At 73.3% G+C, this 19,657-nt stretch carries 16 protein-coding genes and 1 riboswitch; of the genes, 12 read left to right on the top strand and 4 right to left on the bottom strand.

What is annotated here, in order from left to right; genetic code table 11:
• Positions 1-70 precede the first annotated feature (70 nt).
• Positions 71-1,312: a glycoside hydrolase family 6 protein gene (locus ABD347_RS26015; protein ID WP_425575768.1), complete on the top strand. Its 1,242-nt coding sequence runs from the start codon at positions 71-73 to the stop codon at positions 1,310-1,312.
• On the opposite strand, the gene ABD347_RS26010 is transcribed toward ABD347_RS26015, so the two are convergent.
• Positions 1,291-2,697 (bottom strand): uracil-xanthine permease family protein, encoded by a 1,407-nt coding sequence (locus tag ABD347_RS26010; protein ID WP_344365683.1) that lies wholly within the window; start codon positions 2,695-2,697, stop codon positions 1,291-1,293. The two genes, ABD347_RS26015 and ABD347_RS26010, sit on opposite strands and share 22 nt — an antisense overlap.
• A 257-nt stretch (positions 2,698-2,954) precedes the next feature.
• On the bottom strand, positions 2,955-4,157 hold the full coding sequence (locus ABD347_RS26005; protein ID WP_344365729.1) for an MFS transporter: 1,203 nt from the start codon (positions 4,155-4,157) through the stop codon (positions 2,955-2,957).
• Between the two features lie 105 nt (positions 4,158-4,262).
• On the opposite strand from ABD347_RS26005, the gene ABD347_RS26000 reads away from it, so the two are divergent.
• Positions 4,263-5,438: an ROK family transcriptional regulator gene (locus tag ABD347_RS26000; protein WP_344365680.1), complete on the top strand. Its 1,176-nt coding sequence runs from the start codon at positions 4,263-4,265 to the stop codon at positions 5,436-5,438.
• Between the two features lie 198 nt (positions 5,439-5,636).
• On the opposite strand, the gene ABD347_RS25995 is transcribed toward ABD347_RS26000, so the two are convergent.
• A complete protein-coding gene (locus ABD347_RS25995) occupies positions 5,637-7,979 on the bottom strand; it encodes a chitinase C-terminal domain-containing protein (protein ID WP_344365679.1) in 2,343 nt (780 codons plus the stop codon).
• A gap of 244 nt (positions 7,980-8,223) precedes the next feature.
• A riboswitch (FMN riboswitch) is annotated at positions 8,224-8,354 on the top strand.
• 219 nt (positions 8,355-8,573) lie between these two features.
• On the opposite strand from ABD347_RS25995, the gene ribD reads away from it, so the two are divergent.
• From ribD to ABD347_RS25945, 10 genes are all read left to right on the top strand, one after another.
• On the top strand, positions 8,574-9,650 hold the full coding sequence (gene ribD, locus ABD347_RS25990; RefSeq protein ID WP_344365727.1) for a bifunctional diaminohydroxyphosphoribosylaminopyrimidine deaminase/5-amino-6-(5-phosphoribosylamino)uracil reductase RibD: 1,077 nt from the start codon (positions 8,574-8,576) through the stop codon (positions 9,648-9,650).
• Positions 9,651-9,652: 2 nt separating this feature from the next.
• The gene (locus tag ABD347_RS25985) at positions 9,653-10,261 is read left to right on the top strand and encodes a riboflavin synthase (RefSeq protein ID WP_344365676.1); all 609 of its coding nucleotides are present in this window, start codon (positions 9,653-9,655) and stop codon (positions 10,259-10,261) included.
• A complete protein-coding gene (locus ABD347_RS25980) occupies positions 10,258-10,896 on the top strand; it encodes a nicotinamide mononucleotide transporter family protein (protein WP_344365673.1) in 639 nt (212 codons plus the stop codon). The genes ABD347_RS25985 and ABD347_RS25980 overlap by 4 nt, the downstream gene beginning before the upstream one ends.
• Positions 10,893-12,173 carry a bifunctional 3,4-dihydroxy-2-butanone-4-phosphate synthase/GTP cyclohydrolase II gene (locus ABD347_RS25975; RefSeq protein ID WP_344365671.1) on the top strand — a complete coding sequence of 427 codons (1,281 nt, stop codon included), beginning with the start codon at positions 10,893-10,895 and terminating at the stop codon, positions 12,171-12,173. The genes ABD347_RS25980 and ABD347_RS25975 overlap by 4 nt, the downstream gene beginning before the upstream one ends.
• A gap of 55 nt (positions 12,174-12,228) precedes the next feature.
• On the top strand, positions 12,229-12,714 hold the full coding sequence (gene ribH, locus ABD347_RS25970) for a 6,7-dimethyl-8-ribityllumazine synthase (RefSeq protein WP_344365669.1): 486 nt from the start codon (positions 12,229-12,231) through the stop codon (positions 12,712-12,714).
• A gap of 35 nt (positions 12,715-12,749) precedes the next feature.
• Positions 12,750-13,022, top strand: coding sequence for a phosphoribosyl-ATP diphosphatase (locus ABD347_RS25965; RefSeq protein WP_031078175.1), 273 nt, complete (start codon positions 12,750-12,752; stop codon positions 13,020-13,022).
• Between the two features lie 52 nt (positions 13,023-13,074).
• Positions 13,075-13,923 carry an ATP phosphoribosyltransferase gene (gene hisG / locus ABD347_RS25960; RefSeq protein WP_344365666.1) on the top strand — a complete coding sequence of 283 codons (849 nt, stop codon included), beginning with the start codon at positions 13,075-13,077 and terminating at the stop codon, positions 13,921-13,923.
• Between the two features lie 61 nt (positions 13,924-13,984).
• Positions 13,985-14,437: a PH domain-containing protein gene (locus tag ABD347_RS25955; protein ID WP_344365665.1), complete on the top strand. Its 453-nt coding sequence runs from the start codon at positions 13,985-13,987 to the stop codon at positions 14,435-14,437.
• A 235-nt stretch (positions 14,438-14,672) separates the two neighbouring features.
• Positions 14,673-16,019, top strand: coding sequence for a hemolysin family protein (locus tag ABD347_RS25950; RefSeq protein ID WP_344365662.1), 1,347 nt, complete (start codon positions 14,673-14,675; stop codon positions 16,017-16,019).
• Positions 16,016-17,221 carry a hemolysin family protein gene (locus ABD347_RS25945; protein WP_344365659.1) on the top strand — a complete coding sequence of 402 codons (1,206 nt, stop codon included), beginning with the start codon at positions 16,016-16,018 and terminating at the stop codon, positions 17,219-17,221. Before ABD347_RS25950 ends, ABD347_RS25945 begins: the two co-directional genes overlap by 4 nt.
• A gap of 165 nt (positions 17,222-17,386) precedes the next feature.
• On the opposite strand, the gene ABD347_RS25940 is transcribed toward ABD347_RS25945, so the two are convergent.
• A complete protein-coding gene (locus ABD347_RS25940; protein ID WP_344365656.1) occupies positions 17,387-19,360 on the bottom strand; it encodes an AAA family ATPase in 1,974 nt (657 codons plus the stop codon).
• Positions 19,361-19,657 lie beyond the last annotated feature (297 nt).

The following is a 19,657-nucleotide window of genomic DNA, read 5'->3' as shown; positions in this document are numbered from 1 at the left end:
CGCGCCGGGCTTCCCCGAAACGGGGGAACGATCCGCCGGGGCGAGCGCCCTGGGGGAGGGGAAAACCACGGTGTCAGGCGTGCGCGCACAGCGCCGGACGGAGCGCGGCCGGCAGGCCGAACGGCGGCGCGCGGCGCGTCGCCACGCCATGGCGACCGCCGCGTCGGTGGTCGTCGCCGTCGGCACGGTCAGCGGGCTGCTGGCCGCGACCGGCGGCGGGAACGACACGGCCGGGCCACGGCCCGAGGTGTCCGGCAGCGCGCCGTACGTGCCGTCACCGCCCGCGCGCCCCAGTCCCACGGCCACCGCCTCGGCCTCGGCCCCGCCGTCGTCGTCGCCGTCGTCGTCCCCGTCGCCCCCGGGCACGTCGGCGAAGCCGTCCGCCCCGCCGGCCCCGAAGCCGTCGGTGAAGAAGAGCGAGGCCCCCGGGGCACAGGCCCCGCGGACGGTGTCGGCATCCCTCTACCGCCACCCGCGGTCCCAGGTGCTCGACTGGGTGCGGGCCAACCCCGGCGACCCGCGCCGGGCGGTCATCGAGTCCCGGATCGCCGACCGGCCGGCCGCGGTCTGGTTCGCCCAGTACGACCCGGGTGCCATCACCGGCCGGGTCCGCGCGGTGACCTCCGCCGCGGCCGCCGCCGGGCGGGTGCCCGTCCTCGTGCCGTACGCCATCCCCGACCGCGACTGCGGGGGCGCCTCACGGGGCGGGGCTCCCGACCTGGCCGCCTACGACGGGTGGATACGGAACTTCGCCGACGGGCTCGGCGGCGGACCGGTCATCGTCGTCCTGGAGCCCGACTCGATCGCCCTCGCCGACTGCCTCTCGGACGGGGCGCGGGCCGCCCGGTACGCCTCGCTCGCGCGGGCGGGCAAGGTGCTCAGAGCGGCCAACCCGCGGGCCAAGGTGTACTTCGACGCGGGTCACTCCGGATGGCACTCGGCCGCGAAGATGGCCGGCGCCCTGCGCGAGGCGGGCGCCGTGACCAGCGGCGACGGCGTCTTCACCAATGTGTCCAACTTCCACACCACCGCCGCCGAAGCCTCCTACGCCCGGCGTGTGCTCGCCGGGCTGGGCGGCCCGCCCCACCTCGGCGCCGTCATCGACACCAGCCGCAACGGCAACGGCGCCCCCGCGCCCGGCGAGTGGTGCGACCCGGCGGGCCGGGCGCTCGGCAGGACGCCGACGACCCGGACCGGCGAGGCCCGGATCGACGCCTACCTGTGGATCAAGCTGCCGGGCGAGTCGGACGGCTGCTCGGCCTCGGCGGGGGAGTTCTCCGCCGACTACGCCTACGCCTTGGCGACCGGCTGAGCGTCGTCGCCCCGGTCCCCTTCGTACGAGCTGGTGCCGGAGTCCAGGAGGGGCTCCTGCGCCTTGAGGTGCGCCGGGGCGAAGGCACGCAGGACGTGGTAGCCGGTGATGACCACGATCGTGCCGAGGGCGATGCCGCCCAGCTCGAAGTTGTCCGTGATCTTCAGGCTCACCCCGCCGACACCGATGATGATGCCCGCGGCGGCCGGGACGAGGTTGAGGGGGTTGCGCAGGTCGACCTTGGCGTTGATCCAGATCTGCGCGCCCAGCAGGCCGATCATGCCGTACAGGATCACGGTGATGCCGCCGAGCACGCCGCCGGGGATGGCCGCGACGACCGCGCCGAACTTGGGGCACAGGCCGAAGAGGAGCGCGAAGCCGGCGGCGGCCCAGTAGGCGGCCGTCGAGTAGACACGGGTCGCGGCCATGACGCCGATGTTCTCGGAGTAGGTGGTGTTCGGGGGACCGCCCACGGCGGTGGACAGGATCGAGGCGGCGCCGTCGGCGGCGATGGCGGTGCCGAGCTGGTCGTCGAGCGGGTCGCCGGTCATCTCGCCGACGGCCTTGACGTGCCCGGCGTTCTCCGCGACCAGCGCGATGACGACGGGCAGGGCGACGAGGATCGCGGACCACTCGAAGGCCGGGGCGTGGAACGACGGCAGCCCGATCCAGTCGGCCCTGGCCACCCCGGACAGGTCCAGGCGCCAGTGGTCGACGGCCTCCGCGCCGCCGAGCGGGGAGTGGATCCTGCCGAAGGCGAGGTCGAGCACCCAGGAGAGGACATACCCGAAGACGAGCCCAAGGAAGATCGCCACGCGTGACCAGAAGCCGCGCAGGCAGACGACGGCGAGGCCGGTGAACAGCATCACCAGCAGCGCCGTCCACTGGTCCTGCGGCCAGTACGTCGACGCCGTCACCGGCGCCAGGTTGAATCCGATCAGCATGACGACGGCGCCGGTCACGATCGGCGGCATCGTCACATGGATGATCCGCGCGCCGAACCGCCGCACCGCCAGACCCGCCAGGAACAGCACCGCGCCGACCACGAGGACCGCACCGGTGACGGTGGCGCTGTCACCGCCGGACGCCCGGATGGCCGCCGCCACGCCCACGAAGGAGAGCGAGCAGCCCAGGTAGCTGGGCACCCTGCCGCGCGTGGCGAGCAGGAAGATCACCGTGGCGACACCGGACATCATGATCGCCAGGTTGGGATCGAGCCCCATGAGGACCGGCGCCACGAACGAGGCACCGAACATGGCCACGACGTGCTGGGCCCCCAGCCCGGCCGTACGGGGCCAGGACAGCCGCTCGTCGGGACGGACGACGGCTCCGGGAGCGGGTGTCCGTCCGTCGCCGTGCAGTGTCCAGCGCACGCCGAGGTTCATGGTGGTGGCTCCACTTCGCCGGTTCCGGGAGGCCGCGCGGCCGGGTCCCGGCCGGGAGCGGCCGAAAAAGACCAGGCGCCATGGTAATCCGACACCAGTGCGGCCGCCCCCGGCCGCACCACGCCGCCGGCCGCCCCGACCGCACCCGGGCGCCCCGACCGCACCCGGGCGCCCCGACCGCACCCGGCCGCCCCGACCGCACCCGGGCGACCGTCGCCGGGCGGCCGACCGCCCGCGCCGGGGAGGGACCGGGACGCTCAGCGGGGGGTCTTCCCGGCCGTCGTCACCGCACCCGTGGCCCCGCGGGCCGTGCGGTCGCCCGTACGCAGCACGCCCGCGCCCAGGACCAGGCCGAAGGCGAGGAGGGTGACCAGCCCGAACGACACGGTGAGCGACGTCACGTCGGCCACGCCACCGATCGCCGACGGGGCGATGAGGCCGGAGGTGTACGTGATCGTGGCGACGCCCGCGATGGCCTGGCTCGGGTTGGGCCCGCTGCGCCCGGCCGCCGCGAAGGCCAGCGGTACGACCACGGCGACGCCCAGCCCGAGGAGCCCGAACCCCGCCAGCGCGGCCGCCGGGTGCGGCGCGACCACCACCAGGACGCCGCCCGCCGTCGCCGCGACGCCTCCGGTCCGTACCGTCCGCACCGCGCCGAACCGGTCCACGATCCTGTCGCCCATCAGCCGGGCCACCGCCATGGTGAGGGCGAACGCGGTGGTCGAGGCGGCCGCCAGGCCCGCCGACGTACCCAGCTCGTCACGCAGGTAGACGGCCGACCAGTCCAGGCTGGCGCCCTCCGCGAACACCCCGCAGAAACCGATCGCGCCGATCACCAGGGCGGACTTGGGCGGCAGCGTGAAGCGGGGCGGCGGCTCCTCGTCCGGTGCGCTGCGCAGGTCCAGTACGCCCCGGCAGAAGAGCGTGCCCAGCACGGTGAGTACGAGCGCGGCGGCCACGTGATGCAGCCGGGCGTCGGTGCCCAGGTGCGCGGCGAGCGTGCCGGTGGCCGAGCCGATCAGGGCTCCGACGCTCCACATGCCGTGCAGGCTGGACATGATCGACTTGTCGAGCCTGTTCTCGACCTCGACGCCCAGCGCGTTCATGGCCACGTCCGACATGCCGGCGGTGGCCCCGAAGACGAAGAGCGCACCGCACAGCGTGTAGACACCGGGGGCAAGGGCGGGCAGGACCAGAGACAGCGTCCACAGCGCGAGCAGCCCGCGCAGCGCGGCCCGGGCGCCGAAACGGTGGCTGATCGCACTCGCCAGCGGCATCGCCGCCGACGCGCCGAGCGCGGGGAAGGCGAGTGCGAGACCGAGCTGGCCCGCGCCGACCCCGGCGTGGTCCTGGATCCAGGGGATGCGGGTGGCGAAGCTGCCGGTCACGGCGCCGTGCACGCAGAACACGGCGGCCACGGCGAACCGGGCCCGCCTCAGTCGCTCCCTGCCGAAGACCATGTCCTGTGCCACGGGCCCTCCCCGGTCGGTTCCTCTCGGTGGCGGTAAATTATCAGGAACCCTGCCTGATAGTAAGGTGCAGGACGAGTCTGGGAGGATCCCGCCATGCCCGCATCGCCCAGCACCGCACGGGCCATCAACGACCGGCTCGCCCTGCGACTCCTCCAGGACCAAGGCCCGTTGACGGCAGGTCAGCTCAAGACCCTGACCGGACTGTCCCGGCCCACCGTCGCCGACCTCGTCGAGCGGCTCCAGGACTCCGGGCTCGTCCAGGTGGTGGGGGAGGCGGGCGCCGAACGGCGCGGCCCCAACGCCCGGCTGTACGGGATCGTCGCCGACCGCGCACACCTGGCCGCGCTCGACGTCCGCACCACCAGCCTCTCCGTGGTCGTCACGGATCTGCTGGGCGGCACGCTCGCCGAGGCGTCCCTGCCCATGGAGGGGCACAGCGACGGGCCCGCAGTGGAGCGCGCGGTGACTCTGCTGGAGCGGACCGTGGCCGAGGCGGGCGCGCGGCGGCTGCACACCGTCGGGATCGGGGCGCCCGGCCTGATCGACCCGGCCACCGGTGAACTGCGCGACTCGACGGGCCTCCCCGCCTGGCACCGGCGGCTCGTCGCCGTGCTGCAGGAACGGTTGCCGGCGACGGTCCTCGTCGAGAACGAGACGAACCTCGCCGCCGTGGCGGAGCAGCGCGAGGGCGCCGGGCACGACCGGGACACGTTCGTCCTGCTGTGGCTCGGCCACGGCGTCGGCGCGGCCGTCCTGCTGGACGGCCGGCTGCGGCGCGGCGCGTCCGGCGGCGCCGGCGAGATCGGGTTCCTGCCCGTGCCGGGAACGGGCGGCCTGCCGTCGGCGACCGACTGCGCCGGCGGGTTCCACGCGCTGGCCGGCTCGTCGGCGATCCGCTCACTGGCGGCGGGGTACGGCATCGAGACCGGCGACGGCCGGGGCGGGGAGGCGGCGGGGGCGGTGGCCGTGCGCCTGGCCCTGGAGGACCGGGCGGAGGACTTCCTGGACGCCCTCGCCGGCCGTGTGGCCCTCGGGGCGGCCGCCGTCAGCGCGGTGCTCGACCCGGGCTGCGTGGTACTGGGCGGCGAGATCGGCCACGCGGGCGGCGCCGAGCTGGCGGCCCGCGTCGAGACACGGCTGGCCGCCCTGTCCCCGCTCCGCACCGAGGTGCGGGCGAGCGCCCTGGGCGGCGCGGCGGTCCTGCGGGGCGCCCTGCTGACGGTCCGCGACGCGGCCCAGGACCAGCTGTTCGCCCCGGCGGCCCGGTAGGCCCCGCCCAGCGGGCCCGCGTGGGCCCGCGTGTCCTCGTCGGCGCCGTCGGCTGCCGCCGGGAGCCGCCGGGAGCCGCCGGGAGCCGACGCGCGACGGCCGGCGGAACGGGGCGTCCCGCCGGTCGCCGGTCACGCCGGAGGGCCCGGCGGTGGCAAGGGCCGTATCTCCACCGCCGGGCCCCGTCCCGTCACCGGGTCAGCAGGCGCCGAGGTCCTGCCAGACACCCCATTGGCCGGTGGTGCCGGGCTCCTCGCCCTTGGTCCACCACTTCGCCTTCCAGGTGCGGGACGCGTGGGACACCGTGGAGCCGGAGCCGTACTCGGCGGCCGCGCTCCACGCGGGCGTGGTGCACGCGCCGGGCGTCGGCGTGGGAGTGGGCGTCGGGTTCGTCGGGTCGGGCGACGGGGACGGGTTCGTGCCCGGCTCCACCACCGTCGTGCCCCGCGCCAGGTCGCCGGCGAGCGCGTACGTCGTGCCGGCGATGTTCACCGTCCAGTTCCACGGGGTGGACACCGGCAGGTAGTAGTTGAACGACAGCTCCACCGACGCGCCCGGCGCCAGCGTCTGCCACGCGGGCAGCTTCAGCGAGACGCGGTGGAAGTCACCCTTCAGCCCGCCCACGTTGCTGCCGGTGTGGTCGCTGCTGATCACCTTGGTCCCGAAGCCGGACTGGTCCGAGGCGTTGCCCGGGGCGGCCGTGGAGTAGTCGAACTGGAACTCCGTGCCGCCCGGCAGCGTGGCCCTCGTGTTGTTGGTGATCTTCACCTTGGGGGTGATCGGATAGTTGGAGTCGCCGAGCTTGAACTCGCCGAACTCGACCCCGATGTTCACCGCCTTGGTGGGCAGCGCCTTGTTCGAGACCTTCGCGCCGTACGGCGCGGCCGCCCTGAACTTGTCGTACATCAGCGAGGTGAGCGTGGAGCCGGGCTCGTACTGCCCCTTGGCCGCGTTCCAGCCGTAGTCACCGGCCAGCTCCCAGACCATCGTGCCGCCGATGCCCTTGTCGACCACGTAGTCGGCCTTGCGGGCCACCGACTGCTCGTCCTCGGTCGACAGGAAGACCTTCTTCTCCGCGTTCCACAGCCACGGCGCGACCAGCGTGGAGTCGTACTTGCGGGCGTACGTTCCGGTCAGCCGGGTGTCCGCGCCGAAGCCGTACTTCGGCAGGTAGTCGCCGAGGACGCCCTTCTCCAGGTTCTTGGCGTGCCACATCGGGTTGGAGCCGGCCTGCGACTCCTTGCCGTTGTCGTCCTTGTCGTGCCACAGGTTGTCGATGCCCACCGCGCCGTCACCGCACTTGGTCAGGCCGGAGCCGGCCGGGCAGGTGGTCGCGGCCGCCTTGCCCCACAGCCCGTCCGTGCCGCCCTGCACGTTCTTGTGACCACGCGTGTAGTACGGCAGGCCGATGTTGATGCGGCCGGCCGGCATGGAGCCGCGGAAGTAGTGGTACGCCCAGTCGGTGTTGAGGTAGCCGATGCCGCCGTACTGCTGGCTGCCGTAGACGTTCGCCGCCGCCAGCTCCGCGTCCTTGCCGTCGTCGAAGAGCGAGGCGTTCGGTCCGGCGTACTCGTTCCAGGCGCCGTGCAGGTCGTAGGACATGATGTTGACGTAGTCCAGGTACTTCTGGACCTGGAACGTCTCCATGCCGCGCAGCAGGTAGCCGGAGGAGGGGGCCGCGACGGTCAGCAGGTAGTGCTTGCCGTCGGCCGCGCCCGCCCGGTCCAGCTTCTCGCGCAGGGTCTTCATCAGCACCGCGTAGCCCTTGACGAGCCCCGCGCGGCGGGCGTTGGAGACGGAGTAGTCGAGGGGGTTGCCCGCGTCCTTCATGGAGGTCGGGTACTCGTAGTCGATGTCGACGCCGTTGAACCCGTACTTCTTGATGAAGGCGACCGCCGAGTCGGAGAAGGTGTCGATCCCCGCCTGGTTGACCGAGCCGTCGGCGTTGGTGGCCATCGAGTAGAAGCCACCGTTGTTGACACGCTTGCCGCTGTCGTCGAAGTACCCGCCCGTCTCGGCCCAGCCGCCCACCGAGATCAGCGTCTTGACGTCCGGGTGCTGCTTCTTGAACTTGTTCAGCAGGTTGAAGTGGCCCTTGTAGCCGTACGCGGGGTCCATCTCGGCGCCCGCGACACCCGGCCACGTCATGCCGGTCGCGGCGTTGTCCGGGCCGTCGCCGCCGACCGACAGCTTGTTGCCGGAGCCGATGTGGCCGAAGGCGTAGTTGATGTGGGTGACCTTGTCCCACGGGATGTCCGAGGCGAGGTAGGCCGGTGTCCCGTCCTTGCCGGTGCGCCAGCCGGTGAAGTAGCCGATGACGCGGCGCTGGTGGTCGGCTCCCATCTTCTCGCGTCCCTCGGTGTCGTACACCGAGCAGTAGGGGACGGCGACGCCGGAGGTCTTGTACAGGCCGTCGGGGCGACAGGACTCGTGGTCGGTGGCGGCGTGGGAGACGCCACCGGAGAGCGAACCGAGCAGCAGACCGGCGGCGGCGGCGCCGGACGCGAGCAGGGTGGCTCGTCTGCGTGTGGGGGACAGCACGGTCGGATCCTCCTGGGGAGGCTGAGGGGCACACAACTGACAAGGGGGTGGGTCGTGTTCAGCCCTGGTGTGCGCACACCCGGCGGGCCGTCTCCGTGGAGGTGACGCAGACATTAAAAGGACTAGACCAAGCGGTCAATAGGTCTGGACCACTTTGCGGGATCCGGTGATCATGTGAGGCAGGACACAGTCTTCGCCCGCATGGGTGACGACCCGGCGTGGCACACTGGCCCTGTATCAGCAGCAGCGCACTCCGGGGTCGGTGTAATTCCGAACCGGCGGTTACAGTCCGCGACCCGGCCGCATCCAGTGGCCGGTTGACCAGGTGAAATTCCTGGACCGACGGTGAAAGTCCGGATGGGAGGCAGTGCGCGGCGGGTGACCCCTTCCACGGGGCGACCGGCCGTACGCCCGCTGGTCGCCGACGTCCGGCGACCCGTGTGGCCCGGCCTCGCGTCCCCTCGTGCGGTGGTGTCGTTCCCGCTCCCTGTCACCAATGACAGGCCCCGGAGTCCGCGCCCGAAGAGGCAGGAGGACCCGGTGGCCACCGCAGTGGACCCGACCGGCACGGCGGACGCGGCCGACGTCGCCGCCATGCGCCGAGCCGTCGCGCTCGCCGCCCGCGGACTCGGCTCCACCAGCCCCAACCCGGTCGTCGGATGCGTCATCCACGACGCCTCCGGGCACGAGGTCGGTGCCGGATGGCACGAGCGCGCCGGCGGCCCGCACGCCGAGGTCCACGCCCTGCGCCGGGCCGGCGTCCTCGCCCGCGGCGGCACCGCGTACGTCACCCTCGAACCCTGCAACCACACCGGCCGCACCGGTCCCTGCGCGCAGGCCCTCGTCGAGGCCGGCATCGCCCGGGTCGTGTACGCGGTCGGCGACCCGGACCCGCGGGCCACCGGCGGCGCCGGCACCCTGCGCGCGGCCGGCGTCGAGGTCGTCGCCGGGCTGCTGCGGGCCGAGGCCGAGGCCGGCAACGCCGCCTGGCTCACCTCCGTACGCCTCGGCCGCCCGCACGTCCTGTGGAAGTACGCCGCCACGCTCGACGGCCGCGTCGCCGCCCGGGACGGCACCAGCCGCTGGATCAGCTCGCCCGAGTCCCGCGCCGACGTCCACCGGCTGCGCGCCGAGGCCGACGCGGTGATCGTCGGCTCCGGCACCGCCCGCGCGGACGACCCCCACCTCGCCGTACGCGGGATCGAGGGTGCCGTCCAGCCGCTGCGCGTGGTGGTCGACACCGGGGCCACCGCGGTCCGGCCCGGCGCCCGCGTCCTGGACGACGCCGCGCCGACCCTGATCGCGGTCGCCGAGGACGCCGAGACGGACCTGCCGGACGTGGTGCGGCTGCCGAGGGCGGGCAGGGGGCTGTCCGTCCCCGCCCTGCTGGCCGCCCTGCACGAGCGCGGTGTCCGCTCCGTACTCCTCGAAGGCGGCCCGGCCCTGGCCGGCTCCTTCGTCGCCGCGGGAGCCGTCGACAAGGTCGTCGGCTACCTCGCCCCGGTCCTCCTCGGCGCGGGCCCCGCCGCCCTCGCCGACGCCGGAATCACCACCATCACCGAAGCGCTGCGGCTCGACGTCACCGAGACCGTGCGCATCGGCCCCGACCTCCGCATCACCGCCACCGTGGCACCCGCCCCCGCACCCACCCCCGCACCCAAGGAGCGCTGAGCGTGTTCACCGGAATCGTCGAAGAGCTGGGCGAGGTCACCGCCGTCGAGAACCTCGGCGACTCCTCCCGCTTCCGCCTGCGCGGCCCCCTCGTCACCGAGGACGCCAAGCACGGCGACTCGATCGCCGTCAACGGCGTCTGCCTCACCGTCGTGGAAACCGCCGACGGCGAGTTCACCGCCGACGTGATGGCCGAGACGCTCAACCGCTCCAGCCTCGGCGCCCTCACCACCGGCTCCCGGGTCAACCTGGAGCGCCCCATGGCGGTCGGCGACCGCCTCGGCGGGCACATCGTCCAGGGACACGTCGACGGCACCGGCACCATCCTCGCCCGCACGCCCTCCGAGAACTGGGAGATCGTCAAGATCTCCCTCCCGGCGCCCCTGCGCCGGTACGTCGTCGAGAAGGGCTCCATCACGGTGGACGGCGTGAGCCTCACCGTGGTCGACGCCGCCGCCGACCACTTCACCATCAGCCTCATCCCGACCACCCTCGCCCTGACCACGCTCGGCATCAAGGAGCCCGGCGACCCGGTCAACCTCGAGGTCGACGTCATCGCCAAGTACGTCGAGCGGCTCGTCGGCGCCAGGGCCGCGGGTGACGCCCGGTGAACTGGCTCAACACGGTGGCCTTCACCGCCTTCGACCAGCCGATCAAGTGGTCCGACATGATCGGCAACACCATCGGCCTCATCGCCCTCGCCCTCGGCTGGCGGCGCTCCATCCTCACCTGGCCCGCCCAGTTCCTCTCCGGCGTCATCCTCTTCGCCGCCTTCGCCGGCCACCTCACCGGCAGCGCCGGCAAGCAGGTCGTGGTCATGGCGGTCGCCGCCTGGGGCTGGTGGCAGTGGAACCGCGGCAGCCGGCGGGCGGGCGACGGCTCGATCGCCGTGCGCTTCGCCACCTGGCGGGAGCGCGGCCTCATGGCGGGCGGCGCGCTCCTCGGCACCCTCGCCGTCGGCGGGCTGTTCACCGCCTACCCGTCGCTGTCCTGGGACCCGTGGCCCGACGCGTACATCTTCGTCGGCACGCTGGTCGCCATGTACGCCCAAGCCCGGGGCATGGTCGAGTTCTGGTTCGCCTGGCTGCTCGTCGACCTCGTGGGCGTGCCGCTCAACTTCGCCAACGGCTACGCGTTCTCCGGCTTCGTCTACGTCATCTACGGTGCGCTCGTCCTGTGGGGCCTGCGCGACTGGTGGCTGCGCTCCCGCGCGAGCGAGTCCCCCCTGGAAGGAGCACCCGCATGACCAGCCTCCCCCTCTGGGACGCCACGGACCTCGCACTCGACCCCGTCGAGCAGGCCATCCGCGACATCGCCGCCGGCCGCCCCGTCGTGGTCGTCGACGACGAGGACCGCGAGAACGAGGGCGACCTCGTCATCGCCGCCGAGATGGCCACGCCCGAGATCGTCGCCTTCATGATGAGCGAGTGCCGCGGCCTGATCTGCGCCCCCATGGAGGGCGACGAGCTGGACCGCCTCCAGCTCCCGCAGATGGTCGGCGACAACACCGAGTCCATGAAGACGGCCTTCACCGTCTCCGTCGACGCCGCCCCCGTCCACGGCGTGACCACCGGCATCTCCGCCGCCGACCGCGCCACCACCCTCCAGCTCCTCGCGAGCGGCGTGGCGGCCCCGGCCGACTTCGTCCGCCCCGGCCACGTCTTCCCGCTGCGCGCCCAGCCCGGCGGCGTCCTCGCCCGCAACGGCCACACCGAGGCCGCCGTCGACCTCGCGAGGCTCGCCGGGCTCCGCCCGGCCGGCGCGATCGTCGAGATCGCCGGTGAGGACGGCGTCATGCTGCGCCTGCCCGAGCTGGTCCCCTTCGCCCGCAAGCACGGCCTGACGATCATCTCGATCGAGGACCTCATCGCCTACCGCCGCGGCAACGAGCCGACCGTCCGCCGCGAGGCCGAGGTGCGGCTGCCGACCGCGCACGGCGAGTACACCGCCTACGGTTACCGCTCCACCGTCGACGGCGTCGAGCACATCGCGCTCGTCCACGGCGACATCGGCGACGGCGAGGACGTCCTCGTACGGGTCCACTCCGAGTGCCTGACCGGCGACATCTTCCACTCGCTGCGCTGCGACTGCGGCCCCCAGCTCCAGGCCTCCATGGAACGCGTCGCCGCGGCCGGCCGCGGCGTCGTCGTCTACCTGCGCGGCCACGAGGGACGCGGCATCGGCCTGCTGAGCAAGCTGCGCGCCTACGAACTGCAGGAGCGCGGCCACGACACCCTCGACGCCAACCTGGAACTCGGCCTGCCCGCCGACGCCCGCGACTACGCCGCCGGCGCCCAGATGCTCGCCGACCTCGGCGTACGCAGCCTGCGGCTGATGACCAACAACCCCGACAAGGTCGCCGCCCTGGTCCGGTACGGACTGACGGTCAACGACCGCGAGCCCATGCCCGTCCAGGCGGGCGAGCACAACCTCCGGTATCTGCGCACCAAGCGCGACCGGATGGGCCACGACCTGCCGTGGCTCGACGCCGCCGCCGGCGCGTCGCCCTGCAACAACCAGTAGGCACGCAACAACCAGTACGAACGAGCGAACGAACAGCACCGAGGAGAGTACGCACGTGAGCGGCAAGGGCGCACCCGAACTGAGCGTGAAGAACTGCGGCGACCTCCGGGTCGCCGTGATCGCGGCGCAGTGGCACGACAAGATCATGGACGGCCTCGTCGACGGCGCCCTGCGCGCCCTGCACGAGCTCGGCATCGACGAGCCGACCCTGCTGCGGGTCCCCGGCAGCTTCGAACTCCCGGTCGTCGCCAAGGTCCTCGCCGGCCGCGGCTACGACGCGATCGTCGCGCTCGGCGTCGTCATCCGGGGCGGCACCCCCCACTTCGAGTACGTGTGCCAGGGCGTCACCCAGGGCCTCGTCCAGGTCTCCGTCGACACGGGCGTCCCCGTCGGCTTCGGGGTACTGACCTGCGACACCGAGGAGCAGGCCCTGGACCGGGCCGGCCTGGAGGGCTCGAGCGAGGACAAGGGCCACGAGGCGGTCACCGCCGCCGTCGCCACCGCGACCACACTGCGCACGGTCAGCGAACCCTGGCGCTGAGTGGGCACGCCCCACCCCGTACTCTTAGGACCATCATGGCGAACAAAACCTTCGAAGAGCTCTTCGCCGAGCTGGAGCTCAAGGCCAAGACCGGCGACCCCGCCACCTCCCGCACCGCCGAGCTGGTGGACAAGGGCGTCCACGCCATCGGCAAGAAGGTCGTCGAGGAGGCCGCCGAGGTCTGGATGGCCGCCGAGTACGAGGGCAAGGAAGCCGCCGCCGAGGAGATCTCGCAGCTGCTGTACCACGTCCAGGTGATGATGGTCGCCCGCGGGATCTCGCTCGACGACGTCTACGCCCACCTCTGAGCCCACCCCCGTTCCCCCAGAACCTCCTTTTCACAGTTAGGAAGCCCACCTCATGCTGCGCATCGCCGTCCCCAACAAGGGTTCACTGTCCGGACCTGCGTCGGCGATGCTCCATGAGGCCGGCTACCAGCAGCGCAAGGAGTCCAAGGAGCTGGTGATGGTCGACCCGGGGAACGAGGTCGAGTTCTTCTACCTCCGCCCCCGCGACATCGCCATCTACGTCAGCTCCGGCAAGCTCGACATCGGCATCACCGGCCGCGACCTGCTCCTGGACTCCGGCGCCAACGCCGAGGAGATCCTTCAGCTCGGCTTCGCCCGCTCCACCTTCCGGTACGCCACCAGGCCCGGCACCGCGAGCGGCCCGGCCGACTTCGGCGGCATGACGATCGCCACCTCCTACGAGGGCATCGTCGCCAAGCACCTCGCCGACCAGGGCATCGACGCCTCCGTCGTCCACCTCGACGGGGCCGTCGAGACCGCGATCGAGCTGGGTGTCGCGCAGATCATCGCCGACGTCGTGGAGACCGGCACCTCGCTGCGGAACGCGGGCCTGGAGGTCATCGGCGAGCCGATCCTCAAATCCGAGGCCGTCGTCATCCGCCGTACCGGCGCCCCCACCGACGACCCGAAGGTGCAGCGGTTCCTCCGCCGCCTCCAGGGCGTCCTCGTGGCCCGCTCGTACGTGATGATGGACTACGACTGCCGCGCCGAGCACCTGGAGCAGGCCGTCGCCCTCACCCCCGGCCTGGAGTCCCCGACGGTCTCGCCGCTGCACAACGAGGGCTGGGTCGCCGTCCGCGCCATGGTCCCCGCCAGGGAAGCGCAGCGGATCATGGACGACCTGTACGCCCTGGGCGCACGCGCGATCCTGACGACCGAGATCCACGCCTGCCGCCTCTGACGCCCACCCCGCCCCCCGCCCGCACCCGAGGCCGGGGCCCGAGCCAGAACCGGTACGCCACATGTCCGACCCCCACGCCCCCTCCCTCCCGGTCACCTTCCGGCCGACCCGGACCAGGGCCGTCCTGCTGACGGTGGGCACGGTGATGTTCGTGACCATCACGGCCGTCGCCCTCATGCTGGAGAAGCTCGGCGCGGGGGAGCGCGCCAGCTTCATCTTCACGGCGGCGCTCTTCTTCGGTGTCCTGGCGCTCCTCAGCCGCCCCAAGGTCGTCGCCGACCAGGAGGGCGTCACCGTCGTCAACCTCACCCGGACACGCCGGCTGGCCTGGGCGGAGATCCTCCAGGTGAACCTCCGCGAGGGTGACCCCTGGGTCTTCCTCGACCTCAGCGACGGCACGAGCATGCCCGCGCTCGGCATCCAGCCCGGCATCGGCAAGCAGCAGGCCATCCGTGACGCGCGTGCCCTGCGCGCGCTCGCGGAGACGCGCGGCACCGGCACCGACACCGGCTGACGGCGGCCGTCCCGGCCCGGCGTGTCGCCCGTATGGGCGCCGACCCTCTGCCCCACCCGGGGCAGGCGTGTTTACTCTTGTGGCGGTGGCGCCGAGCGCGCCACCGCCTCGCGTACACGGCCGTACCACGCACCACCGGCCCGGCGGGGCCCCTGCGACCCGAGGAGTGATTCCCTCCAGCAATGGACGGATCGTCCGGTAGTACCCGCGCCGCCCCCTCCGAGGAGGCGGCGGTATGACCACCCCCCTCCTGCTGCTCGCCGCGGCTTTCCTCCTGATCCTCGCCAACGGCTTCTTCGTGGCGGCCGAGTTCGGCCTCGTCACCGTGGAGCGGGCGGACGCCGAACGCGCCGCCGCCGAGGGCGACCGGCGGGCCCGTACCGTCGTCAAGGCCCTGCGGGAGCTGTCGTTCCAGCTGTCCGGCACCCAGCTGGGCATCACCATCACCTCGCTCGTCGTCGGCATGCTCGCCGAACCGGCACTCGCGCGCCTCCTCGACGGGCCGCTGACCGCGACCGGGCTGCCCGAAAGGGTCGTACCCGGCGTCGCGGTGGCGATCGGCATGCTGGGCGCGTCCGCCGTCCAGATGGTGATCGGCGAGCTGGTCCCGAAGAACTGGGCCGTCTCCCGGCCCCTGCAGGTGGCACGGTTCGTGGCCACGCCGCAGACCCTGTTCTCGTCCGCCTTCAGGCCGGTCATCACCGCCCTCAACGCCGCCGCCAACCGGCTCGTGCGGCTGCTGGGCGTCGAGCCCACCGAGGAGCTCGCCTCCGCCCGTACGCCCGGCGAGCTGGTCTCGCTCGCCCGGCACTCGGCGCGGGCCGGCGCCCTCGAGCAGGACACGGCCGACCTCTTCGTCCGGACCCTGTCGCTGGGCGGTCTCACCGCGCAGCACGTGATGACGCCACGGGTGAAGGTCAACGCGCTGCGGACCGACGCCACCGCGGCGGACGTCGTCAACCTGACCCGGGCCACCGGCCTTTCCCGGTTCCCGGTGTATCGGGAGCGCATCGACGAGATCGTCGGCATGGCCCACCTGAAGGACGCGCTCGCCGTGCCCGCGCGGGAGCGGCCGCGGACCCCGGTGGGCCGGGTCGCCGTCCCGCCGCTGCTCGTCCCCGAGACGCTGCCCGCCCAGGCACTGCTGGAGCGGCTGCGCAGCGAGCAGCCGATAGCCGTCGTCGTGGACGAGTACGGCGGCACGGCCGGGGTCGTCACCCTGGAGGACATCGTCGAGGAACTCGTCGGCGAGGTCCGCGACGAGCACGACGCCCAGGGCGACGACCTGCCCGAACTCGCCGCCGTTCCCGCCGAGGACGGCCACCCGGCCTGGGAGGCCGACGGCAGCTGCCGCGTCCACACCCTGAAGCGGATAGGCCTGGACGTCCCCGACGGGCCGTACGAGACCGTCGCCGGGCTCGTCGCCGACCTGCTCGGCCGCATCCCCGCCCCCGGCGACCGGGCCGAACTGCCCGGCTGGCGCCTCTCCGTGCGTCAGGTGGACCGGTACCGCGCCGAGCGCGTCCGGCTGATCCGCACCGCCGACGCGGCCGTCCCGGAGTTCGCGGAGGCCGCACGGTGAGCGTCCTCCAGCTTCTCTTCGCGGGCCTGCTGGTGCTCGCGAACGGCTTCTTCGTGGGCGCCGAGTTCGCCCTCGTCTCCGTACGCCGCAGCCAGATCGAGCCGCTCGGCCCCGGCTCCAAGCGGGCCCGGCAGGTCCTGTACGGCCTGGAGAACCTGCCGCGGATGATGGCCGCCGCGCAGTTCGGCATCACCGTCTGCTCGCTGACTCTCGGCGCGGTCGCCGAACCGACCGTGGCGCACCTCCTGGAGCCGGTCTTCCACGCCGTGCGCCTGCCGGAGGGCCTGATCCATCCGCTGGGCTACGTCATCGCGCTCGCCGTGGTGGTCTTCCTGCACCTCGTCATCGGCGAGATGCTCCCGAAGAACCTCGCCATGGCGGCGCCCGAGAGGACGGCGCTGTGGCTCAGCCCCGGCCTGGTCGGCTTCGCCCGGCTGTGCCGTCCCGTGACCGCGGCGCTCGGCGCCTGCTCCCGGCTGGTGCTCAAGGCGTTCCGCGTCGAGCCGAAGGACGAGGTGGAGGCGGTGTTCACCAGCGTCCAGCTCGGCCGGCTCGTCGAGGACGCGGGCCAGGCCGGGCTGCTCGGCCCCGCGGAGCAGGAACGCCTGGAGGACGCCCTGGAACTGGGCAGCCGCCCGGTGTCGGACGTCCTCATCCCCCGTACGTCCCTGGTGACGGTCGCCCCGTCGGTCACCCCGGCCGAGGTCGAGGAACTCACCGTCCGCACGGGGTACTCCCGGTTCCCGGTGTGCGCGGAGGGCGGAGGGGCCTTCATGGGCTTCGTGCACGTCAAGGACGTGCTGGACCTGGAGGACGCCGACCGGGCCGTCCCGCAGCACGTGTGGCGTCCGATGGCCACGCTGCGCACGGAGCTGCCGCTCGACGACGCCCTCACCGTGATGCGCCGCGCCGCGACGCACCTGGCCCAGGTCGCCGACGCGTCGGGCCGAATCCTGGGCCTGGTGGCGCTGGAGGACGTGCTGGAGATGCTGGTCGGCGAGGTCCGCGACCCGGCGCACCGGTCGGCGACGCCGCTGGTGCCGGCCGTCGTCCCCGGCACGCCGGCCGTACCGGTGGTCGCGGCCGCCGAACCGGCCCCCGAGCCGGGCCGTGGGCCGGGCCGTGGGCCCGCCGGTCGCGCCGGTCCAGCGTCCGGGACGGTCGTGGGCCCGGAGCCGGCGCAGGGAGTCCTGACGGCCTGACCGCAGGCCCGCCACTGGTCGGGTCCGCCGGCTCCGGCGGCCGGGCGCCCCGGTGGTCGCGGCCGCCGGACCGTCCTTGGCCCCGGCCCCCGGCGCCCGCCCCCGGCCTCCGGTCCGGCGGCGCGGGGGCCGGGTGCTCGGCCGTGGTCCGGTGGTCGGGCCCGGTCAGTAGCCCGTCGGGCCCGGGGAGCCGGGCCCACTGGTGTCCCGGGGCGCGCGGTTCGTGGGACCGCGGCCCGAGAGGACCTCGCCGTACGCCTGCATCAGGTCCGGCAGGCGGAGCGTGGCGAGATCCTCGCGGGTGGGCGTCGCGGCGTAGCCGGACAGCCGCAGGTCCCGGTACGCGCACGACTTCTCGTACAGGGTGCGCAGGAACCGGCCGTTGCCCAGCTCGTCGATCCAGCCCTGCTCGACGACATGCCCGCTGATCGAGCGCAGCTCGTCGAGGGCCTCGTCGTCCCAGGCGTCGTCGTTCGCCCCGGCCAGCACCTCGCCGATCGCGGTGAGTTCGGGCGGCCGGTACGAGGGGAAGTCCACCCGTGTGGTGAAGCGGGACGACAGGCCGGGGTTGGTGGCGAGCAGCCGGTCCATGCCCTCGGGGTAACCGGCGAGGATGACCACCAGATGGTCGCGGTTGTCCTCGGCGCGTTTGAGCAGCACCTGGAGCGCCTCGTCGCCGTACGCGTCGCCCTTGCTGTATCCGGAGTTGGACAGGGAGTACGCCTCGTCGACGAAGAGCACCCCGCCGAGGGCCGAGTCGATCAGCTCGTTGGCCTTGACGGCGGTCTGGCCGAGGAACTCCCCCACCAGGTCGGAGCGTTGGGCCTCCACCAGGTGGTCGCCACCGAGCAGCCCGAGGGCGTAGAAGACCCGGCCGAGGATCCTGGCGACCGTGGTCTTCCCGGTCCCGGAGGGGCCGGAGAAGACAAAGTGACGTTTCGGCGGCTGTACCGGAAGGCCCTGCTCGGCCCGTAGCCGCGCCATCTCCAACTGCGCCGAGAGCGCCTTGACCTGCCGTTTGACCGGCTCCAGCCCCACCATGCGCTCCAGCTCGTCGAGCGCCTCGGCCAGCAGCGCCGGGTCGGTGGGGCTCGCGGGGAACGCCGGAGGCCGTGGCCGGCGGGGGGCGGGTGCCTGCTCCCGTGCGCTGTGGGAGGGAGCCGGCGGCTGGGCAGGGGGCCGGCCCGGCGGCTGGCCGGTGGACTGGGCCGGTGGCTGGCCGGCGGGCTGGGCCGGTGGCTGCGGGTCGCCGCCGCGGCGGAGTACGTCGCCGGGCGGGACGTCCGAGGCGTCGGGGAGGTCCACGGCGTCCTGGCCCAGCCCGGCGAGCGAGACGGTCGCCAGGTCGGCCGCCGGGTCGTCGGAACCGTCCAGCCCGTCGTACTCGGTGATCGCGGCGAGCCGGGCGGCGGTGTCCATGAAGGCTGGGTCGATCCGGTGCACGGCCCGGTACAGGGGGAGGGCGGCGGCGCTGCGGCCGGTGCCCTCGTGGGCGCGGGCCAGCCAGTAGCGCAGCTCCTTGCGCTGCGGCTGCTCGCTGCGGCAGCGCATCAGGGCGGCGGAGAGCAGGGGCTCGGCCTGCCCGTACATCTCGAGGCGGACCCGTGCCATGCCGCCGAACAGCCCGGCCTCGATGCCGAGCAGCGGGTCGTTCACCAGCGGTTCGGTGTGGCGTACGAGCTGCTCCCAGTCCTTGACCAGGTACGCCCGGCAGGCGTGCAGGAAACGCACCTGCGGGTCGGTGTCGACGGGCGGCAGACCGGCCAGCGCCCGGTCGAGCTCCGGCACATGGCGGCCGTCCAGCCAGTGCGAGGCGTGCGCGAGCAACAGGTCGCGCGGGGACTCCAGCACGGGCTGGACCCACCAGCCCAGCCAGTACCAGGAGTTCAGCGTGCGGCGGTAGCGGGTGCGCTGCTCGCCGAAGCGGTCCCGGTCGCGGTACATCCGCAGCAGAGCGGTGGTCGTGTCGACGCGCAGGGCGTGCAGCCCGAGCCAGCCGTCGGCCATACCGGGATCCATCCGCACCGCCGCCCGGAACTCCTCCTCCGCCTGCGGGTACGCCCCCACGGTGTAGGCGTCCACCCCGCGCAGCCAGGCGAGGTCGGCCGGGGCGTGCGTCCGCTGTGTGCCGATGTCCATCGGGTCCCCCACAAACCGTGCCCCCGTGCCTCTCCACCGGGCGGCCGCCCGGCGGCAGCGTTCCCAAGCGCCCTCTCCCGGACGGGAATTGACCGCACCGAGGGGCATCGTACCTGTACGGAGGGTGTTCGCTTAAGGGCGCGGAAGAGCGGCGCGAGCCCGCTGGGGATGGTGACCGACAGTGAGTGTCGGGTGCCCGGACGGCGCTGAAAAGGGAACGTGGGGGCAGAACGAAGCCCCCGATCACGGGGGAACAACCGGGGGCTTCGCGTCTGCGGCGGCTCCGAAAAGCCGCAC

It is taken from the genome of Streptomyces gobitricini (assembly GCF_039532985.1).
Taxonomy (GTDB): domain Bacteria; phylum Actinomycetota; class Actinomycetes; order Streptomycetales; family Streptomycetaceae; genus Streptomyces; species Streptomyces gobitricini.
Note: the sequence above shows the minus strand (reverse complement) of the source record. Positions and strands in the feature narration are given on the sequence as shown.

What these genes read in the sequence shown, in the direction of transcription:
- ABD347_RS26010 (WP_344365683.1), bottom strand. Translation starts at nt 2,697, where the DNA reads ATGAACCTCGGCGTGCGCTGGACACTGCACGGCGACGGACGGACACCC.
- ABD347_RS26005 (WP_344365729.1), bottom strand. Translation starts at nt 4,157, where the DNA reads ATGGTCTTCGGCAGGGAGCGACTGAGGCGGGCCCGGTTCGCCGTGGCC.
- ABD347_RS26000 (WP_344365680.1), top strand. Translation starts at nt 4,263, where the DNA reads ATGCCCGCATCGCCCAGCACCGCACGGGCCATCAACGACCGGCTCGCC.
- ribD (WP_344365727.1), top strand. Translation starts at nt 8,574, where the DNA reads ATGCGCCGAGCCGTCGCGCTCGCCGCCCGCGGACTCGGCTCCACCAGC.
- ABD347_RS25975 (WP_344365671.1), top strand. Translation starts at nt 10,893, where the DNA reads ATGACCAGCCTCCCCCTCTGGGACGCCACGGACCTCGCACTCGACCCC.
- ABD347_RS25965 (WP_031078175.1), top strand. Translation starts at nt 12,750, where the DNA reads ATGGCGAACAAAACCTTCGAAGAGCTCTTCGCCGAGCTGGAGCTCAAG.
- hisG (WP_344365666.1), top strand. Translation starts at nt 13,075, where the DNA reads ATGCTGCGCATCGCCGTCCCCAACAAGGGTTCACTGTCCGGACCTGCG.
- ABD347_RS25955 (WP_344365665.1), top strand. Translation starts at nt 13,985, where the DNA reads ATGTCCGACCCCCACGCCCCCTCCCTCCCGGTCACCTTCCGGCCGACC.
- ABD347_RS25950 (WP_344365662.1), top strand. Translation starts at nt 14,673, where the DNA reads ATGACCACCCCCCTCCTGCTGCTCGCCGCGGCTTTCCTCCTGATCCTC.
- ABD347_RS25940 (WP_344365656.1), bottom strand. Translation starts at nt 19,360, where the DNA reads ATGGACATCGGCACACAGCGGACGCACGCCCCGGCCGACCTCGCCTGG.